9 protein-coding genes are annotated in these 5,739 nt (G+C 64.0%); 1 reads left to right on the top strand and 8 read right to left on the bottom strand.

What is annotated here, in order from left to right:
- From VFA16_RS16675 to VFA16_RS16665, 3 genes are all read right to left on the bottom strand, one after another.
- A partial coding sequence (locus tag VFA16_RS16675; protein ID WP_324968881.1) for a pirin family protein occupies positions 1 to 536 on the bottom strand: 536 nt, incomplete at its 3' end.
- Between the two features lie 120 nt (positions 537 to 656).
- The gene (dps, locus tag VFA16_RS16670; RefSeq protein WP_324968880.1) at positions 657 to 1,205 is read right to left on the bottom strand and encodes a DNA starvation/stationary phase protection protein Dps; all 549 of its coding nucleotides are present in this window, start codon (positions 1,203 to 1,205) and stop codon (positions 657 to 659) included.
- A gap of 75 nt (positions 1,206 to 1,280) precedes the next feature.
- On the bottom strand, positions 1,281 to 2,189 hold the full coding sequence (locus VFA16_RS16665) for a DNA-3-methyladenine glycosylase 2 family protein (protein ID WP_324968879.1): 909 nt from the start codon (positions 2,187 to 2,189) through the stop codon (positions 1,281 to 1,283).
- A 120-nt stretch (positions 2,190 to 2,309) separates the two neighbouring features.
- Between VFA16_RS16665 and VFA16_RS16660 the strand changes: the two genes are divergently transcribed.
- Entirely contained in the window at positions 2,310 to 2,684 is a 375-nt protein-coding gene (locus VFA16_RS16660; RefSeq protein ID WP_324968883.1) for a nuclear transport factor 2 family protein, read from the top strand.
- Here the strand turns inward: VFA16_RS16660 and VFA16_RS16655 are convergent.
- The 5 genes from VFA16_RS16655 to nthB form a co-directional block, all read right to left on the bottom strand.
- Positions 2,681 to 3,061: a DUF427 domain-containing protein gene (locus VFA16_RS16655; RefSeq protein ID WP_324968878.1), complete on the bottom strand. Its 381-nt coding sequence runs from the start codon at positions 3,059 to 3,061 to the stop codon at positions 2,681 to 2,683. The two genes, VFA16_RS16660 and VFA16_RS16655, sit on opposite strands and share 4 nt — an antisense overlap.
- 71 nt (positions 3,062 to 3,132) lie before the next feature.
- Positions 3,133 to 3,939 (bottom strand): class I SAM-dependent methyltransferase, encoded by an 807-nt coding sequence (locus tag VFA16_RS16650; protein WP_324968882.1) that lies wholly within the window; start codon positions 3,937 to 3,939, stop codon positions 3,133 to 3,135.
- A 78-nt stretch (positions 3,940 to 4,017) separates the two neighbouring features.
- The gene (locus VFA16_RS16645; protein WP_324968877.1) at positions 4,018 to 4,359 is read right to left on the bottom strand and encodes a nitrile hydratase accessory protein; all 342 of its coding nucleotides are present in this window, start codon (positions 4,357 to 4,359) and stop codon (positions 4,018 to 4,020) included.
- A complete protein-coding gene (gene nthA / locus VFA16_RS16640; protein ID WP_324968876.1) occupies positions 4,356 to 4,967 on the bottom strand; it encodes a nitrile hydratase subunit alpha in 612 nt (203 codons plus the stop codon). The genes VFA16_RS16645 and nthA overlap by 4 nt, the downstream gene beginning before the upstream one ends.
- Positions 4,964 to 5,739 (bottom strand): nitrile hydratase subunit beta (nthB, locus tag VFA16_RS16635; protein WP_324968875.1); only part of this gene is annotated, 776 nt, incomplete at its 5' end. The genes nthB and nthA, both read right to left, overlap by 4 nt.

The raw sequence follows: 5,739 nt of genomic DNA, 5'->3' as shown, positions 1-5,739 counted from the left end.
ATCAGCGCTCCGCCGTCCTCGGACGAAAGCAGCGTGACGTCGCCGCCGTCGATAGCCTGATACCGCGGCGCCGTGAACTTCTGCTTCTTCGGCAAGTTGACCCACAGTTGGACGCCGTGGAAGAGGCCACCGCTTTGCACCAGGGCGCTCGGCGGCGTCTCGATGTGCAGGATGCCCGCCCCGGCCGTCATCCACTGCGTCGCGCCGTCGGTGATCAGGCCCCCACCGCCGTGCGAATCCTGATGCGCCAGCTGGCCGTCGATCATGTAGGTGACCGTTTCGAACCCGCGGTGCGGATGCCAGTCGGTGCCTTTCGGCTCGCCGGGTTGGTACTCGACTTCACCGATCTGATCCATGTGCACGAATGGATCCAGCGCGGCGGTGCTGACCCCGGCGAAGGCCCGCACTACGGGGAAGCCTTCGCCTTCGTAGCCGCGCGGTCCGGTTGTAACCGAACGGACCGGGCGTTCGGTCTCGGCTGGGCCCGCGGCGGGCACCCGCGGCAAGGTCAGCGTGTTCGCCGTGACGGCAGGCATCTGCACCTCCATACATCTGCGACATTGGGATATCGATATAACCGGACCCCGGTCCGGTTAATTCCCGGATGTTGGCAGTCGCCTACCTAAGGACCTCGCTGGCTAACAGCGACGCGGATGTCAGGTCTTACGCCGGGCAGTACTCGCGGCGCCGCGTTCAGTCGCCGATCCCTGGTGGGCCAGCTTCCCGCCCGCGCTCTCCAGGTGGGCCCGCACAAACCACTGGAACTTCTCCAGCTCGGCAGCCTGGTCGATCAGGATGTCCTGGGTGACCTTGTCGAGTTCCTCGGTCTCGTCGATGCCCTTGCGAATGTCTTCGATGACGCCCGTGTAGACCAGGTCCAGCGCTGCCAGATGCGCCTGCACCGTGTCCCGCCCCACCGAATAGTCGTCCCACGTGCGGTCTTTAACGATCGCGCCCGGGGTGCCCTGCGGGGACGCACCGAGCGCGGCGATGCGCTCGGCGAGCACGTCGGCGTAACCGCGCACGGCCTCCACTTGCGGGTCGATCATTTCGTGCACGCCAATGAAATTCGGGCCGACCACATTCCAGTGGATATGCTTGAGCGTCAGGTGCAGATCGTTGTAGGTGCTCAGCTGCTTCTGCAGCAGCTCGACGAGCCGCGCCGCCTGCTTATCGGTCAAGCCCGGAATCGTGAACTGTGTCATCGATTACTCCCTAACGTGATTGGCACACGGTCCGGAAACGAGTACCCAGGGACGGATGCCGGTATACCCGCAGCCTCAAATGCCGCGGATGTCTTGCACCGGCAGCCGCGGCCCACGGCGCGGCTCGTATGCCAATCCGCTGGCTTCGAGCAAGCGGACCACGCGGTGGCGGTGTGGCCGCATCGGCTCGAGCAACTCAACCATCACGTCGTCGACGATGGGCCGGCCCAGCAATGTCCACCCGATCATCTTGGGGATGTGAAAGTCGCCCACCGACAGCGCGTCGGCGTCACCGAATGCCCGCTGTGCGGTTTCGGCCGCGGTCCACACACCCACCCCAGGCAGCGACGTGAGCGCCTCCCTGGCCCGCTCGCGCGGCCATGAGCCCAGCCGTTCCAGCGATGACGCCCGCTGCGCGCAGCCGACAACTGCGCGGGCACGTCGCGGGTCCACATTGACGCGCTGGAACTCCCACGACGGAATGCCTCGCCAGATCTCGGCGGCGGGCGGCACCCGCATCCCGGCGGGCGCCGGGCCGGGCGCCTCGGTGCCGAACTTGGTGACCAGCAGGCGCCAAGCCCGAAATGCGTCGGCGCCAGGCACTCGTTGCTCGAGGATCGCCGGGATCAAGGCTTCCAGCACCCGCCCGGTGCGGCCCAGCCGTAGGTGCGGCAGCCGTCGGTGCGCAGCGGCGACGGTCGGTTCCTGCGGGAGAAAATCCGAGGCGTCGTCATCGGCGCCCAGCATGGCCGGCAGCGCGTCAAGGAATTCCTCAGCTCCGCTGCCCCATGCCACGCACCCCACCGCATTGGGCGCCGTGCGGGTGATCCGCGCCGTGACGGGGCCGCTGGGCAACAAGCTGGTCCGCCAAATCACGCCGTCGCGAACTTGAAAGCAGGGATCGCGGGGGCCGCGCCGTAGCGGCGCCAACGTGATCCCGGGGCTGACCACGCCCGGGAACGTGACGGTGCGAACCCGCTTCACCTACACCCCTACGCCAACCCCACGACTGCCGAACCCAACAGATCATAGGTTCGGGCCGCACACCGCGACCGGCTCGCGATGATTGACCGCCACTGTGCTGCGAGACAGGATGGCGATGTGATCACGCCGTTCGATAACCCACAAGCCGAACTGGCGTGGATGTTCCTGCAGTGCTTACAGGGCGGGGACATCGACGAGTGCTTTGCTCTGCTCAGCGACGACTTCACCTACTGGAATGTCGCTACTCGCGAAACGGCCGACAAGGCAGCGTTACAGGGCCAGATCGAGCGGCGCAGGAACGACGTCGAGCTAACTCTGGACCTTTTGCGATGTATCAGCGACGGCGACAGCGTCGTGATCGAGGCGCACGGCGACGGCGTCACGGCTTCGGGTGCCCGCCACGAAAGCCCGTATTGCTTCATCGTCGATACCCGCGACGGTCAGATCGTGTCGTTACGTGAGTACTCCGATACCCGGTTGGCATCCGGGGCCTAGCTGGCGTCGACGGTGATCTCGGCCTTGTTCGGGTAGAAGGCGACGTGGCCGGCGATTGCCGCCACCGCAGGATAAGGCTCCTCATACGTCCAGATCGCGTCGTCGACGGTATCGCCGGTGCCGGTGGTCACGCTGTAGTAGCTGGCCTCCCCTTTGAACGGGCAGTAGGTCTTGGTGTCGGTGCGGGTCAGCACATCTTGCACCACGTCGCTTATCGGAACGTATTGCACAGCAGGCAAAGTGGCTTCCTGCAGGGTTAATGCCGCTCGTGTGTCGGCGACGACCTCGCCGTTGACGCGGACCTGCACGCGGCCCCTCGTCGGCTCAATCGTGATCGGGTGCTCGGTGCTGGGTTCTAAGACAATCCGGTCGCTCATGTTGACATCTCCTCAACGTCGATAGCAGGTGTAACACCGGTGCGCGACCAAGATTCCCTAGCGTGGAAGATTCAGAATGCGTAGCGGTGGTATTGCGCCATGTTGGCCATCGCCGGCACCAGTGACATGACCTTGCCCAACACTCGGTAGGCACGCGGCAGCCCCGCGAAAGTGGCCGATTCGTACCACTGCACCCAGGCCAACAGCCGAAGGCCGGGAACCGCCGCAGTGATCTCGTCGGGACCGTTGATTCCCCAGTGCAGCGTCGACCCTGAGCGCCGCACCACCGTGTTGGTCCACTGCGACTTGATCCCCAGCCGGTTGAACGCATCGAACTGCAGCTCTCCCGACGGGAAGCGCTCGACCACCCGTCGCAGCAACGCAACGCCGTCCGACGGAGTCAGATACATCGTCAATCCCTCGCCGACCATCAATGTCGGGCGATCGGCTGGAATCTGGTGCATCCACGCCGGGTCGGTGACCGACGCACCCACGACGTGGTACCGGTCCCGGCCCGGGAACAGCTGCTGGCGCAGTTCGGCGACGCCGGGGTAGTCCACGTCGTACCAGTCGACGCCCGGACCCGGGTCGACCCGCAGGCACCGGCTGTCCAGGCCACAGCCGACATGCAGCACCACGGCCCGCGGATGTACCGCCAAAAACTGACGCACCCAATCGTCGAAGTGCGCCGATCGCGTGGTCACCGACGCTGAGTTCCTCGCTGTGATACCAGTCCGGCTCCAGTCGTAGTCGATGCGCTCGACGACGTCTTTTGCGTACCGATCACCAAGGATCGGTTCCGGCAAGTCGGCGTCGAGGGCCTTGGCGTACAGCGTGGCCAGCATGGTCTGCGGCGCCCCATGCAGATCGATATCCAGCTTCCGGGAAGTCACGCCGCATGAGAGTAGCCCCCAAGCGCGACCATCGAGTGTGGGCGTGACGCCGGCGGCGAGGTCTTAGTGCTGATCTTGTGCGGCCAACGTTGCGATTCTGCCCAGCAGTTCGGATTCGCTCAGAAGTCCGCGGCGACACAAGACGTGTTCCAGAGCAGTCAGCCATTGCTGGTAGTAGTCCCACTGTTCGACTGGGTGCGCCTGCTGCTGCCACCGCTGGATCTCCGTAATGAGCTGTCGGTGAAACTTAGTCCAGTCAATTGCGCCGCCGTCAGAGAGGGCGACCGCGAGCGCGAAAACCATGCTTTCCCATGGCGCGGAGAACACCAATTCGCCGTTGATTCGGGGAACTGCGGTGTCGGCGCCGGTATCGAGTTGTCCCACAATTGCGTCTCTGTTGATCATGGGGCTTCCTGCTCAGTCGAGACGACGGCAACTCCCACCATCGCATCGCGGGTGACAATCCTGGCCAAATCATCGATTTCCCAGCCCTTGGTGTGAGGGGGCTGGCGCGGCAGGACCATGTAGCGGGTTTCCGCGTTGGAATCCCAGACCCGGATTTCGGTCGACTTACTGAGGTGCAGGCCGAATTCGGCGAGCACCGCACGCGGCTCGATGACGACACGGGCGCGGTACTCCGGGGACTTGTACCAAGTCGGGGGGAGCCCTAAGACCGTCCAGGGATAGCACGAACACAGCGTGCAGACGATCACATTGTGGACGCGGTCGGTGTTCTCTACGACAATAAATTCCGTTTCGAGCGTGAGACCAAGTTCTTCAAGGGCGGCATTGCCGTCCTGCAACAGGCGCTTCTTGTAGTCCGAGTCGCTCCATGCCCGGGCTACCACTCGTGCACCGTTGAGCGGTCCTATGTCGTGTTCGAGCATTGCCGCAACGGCATCAACTGCGTCGAGTGTGATCAGGCCCTTTTCCAACAGGAGCGATTCGATTGCGCGAGTACGCAGCGCCGGGTCTAAGTGCCCCGAATACCCTTGGCCACCTGCTTGATTCACGCTGCCTCCAGGTAGCTTTCCCAGAGCCCGACGTGCACTGTCTCATTGGGCTCGGCCGTATCTCCCCACAACTCCTGACTTTTGAACCGCACGGTGTAGACGTATTGGGCATGCTCTCCCCGGCCATGCGCGTCGGTGTCAGGAAAGACCGCCGGGGAATGGAGCCGGGTGATTGTTCCCCGACGCCCGCGCACATAGCGGGGCAGCCGGGTATGTCCACGAGGATGGACGTTGCGCGCGGTCACCAAATCGCCAATGCCGAAGCGCGGCGGGCGGTTAACGTCGCGCTTGCTACTTAGCGCGCCACCTTGCGTCAACGGTCTCGGCGCACCGGAAGGCTTTTCCGCGTTGGAATTGTGCGGCGGCTCAGCATCAGCGGGGTCAGCGTCACCGCGACTTAGGTGGTTCAGCCGATGCCGCATCTCGGGACGGGCTAGGACGGCGTGATCCACTAATGCAGTCTCAAGGGCATCTAGTCGACGCTCGTAGTAGCTGTCTTGCAAATAGCGAAGCGGCGGCAAACTCTCCATCGCATAACGCAATGCGCCGCCGGCGAAGGTGCCCCGCGCCAGCAACATGATCGTCATCGCCATAACCCGTCCTTCCCACGGGGCGTGGAATACCGGCTCGTTCTCCTCTCGTGGAACAGGACCAAAGGGCTGCATTCCGCCGATATCGTGTGCGCCATTCACTGCTGGTCCTTCTCTGTCATTCCTCGCCGGCGGGCTGCCAGTGTCACTGAATTCGATCTGGCCCGTACCAAACTCCGTCC

Source organism: Mycobacterium sp. (assembly GCF_035653355.1).
In the GTDB taxonomy this organism is placed as follows: domain Bacteria; phylum Actinomycetota; class Actinomycetes; order Mycobacteriales; family Mycobacteriaceae; genus Mycobacterium.
Note: the sequence above shows the minus strand (reverse complement) of the source record. Positions and strands in the feature narration are given on the sequence as shown.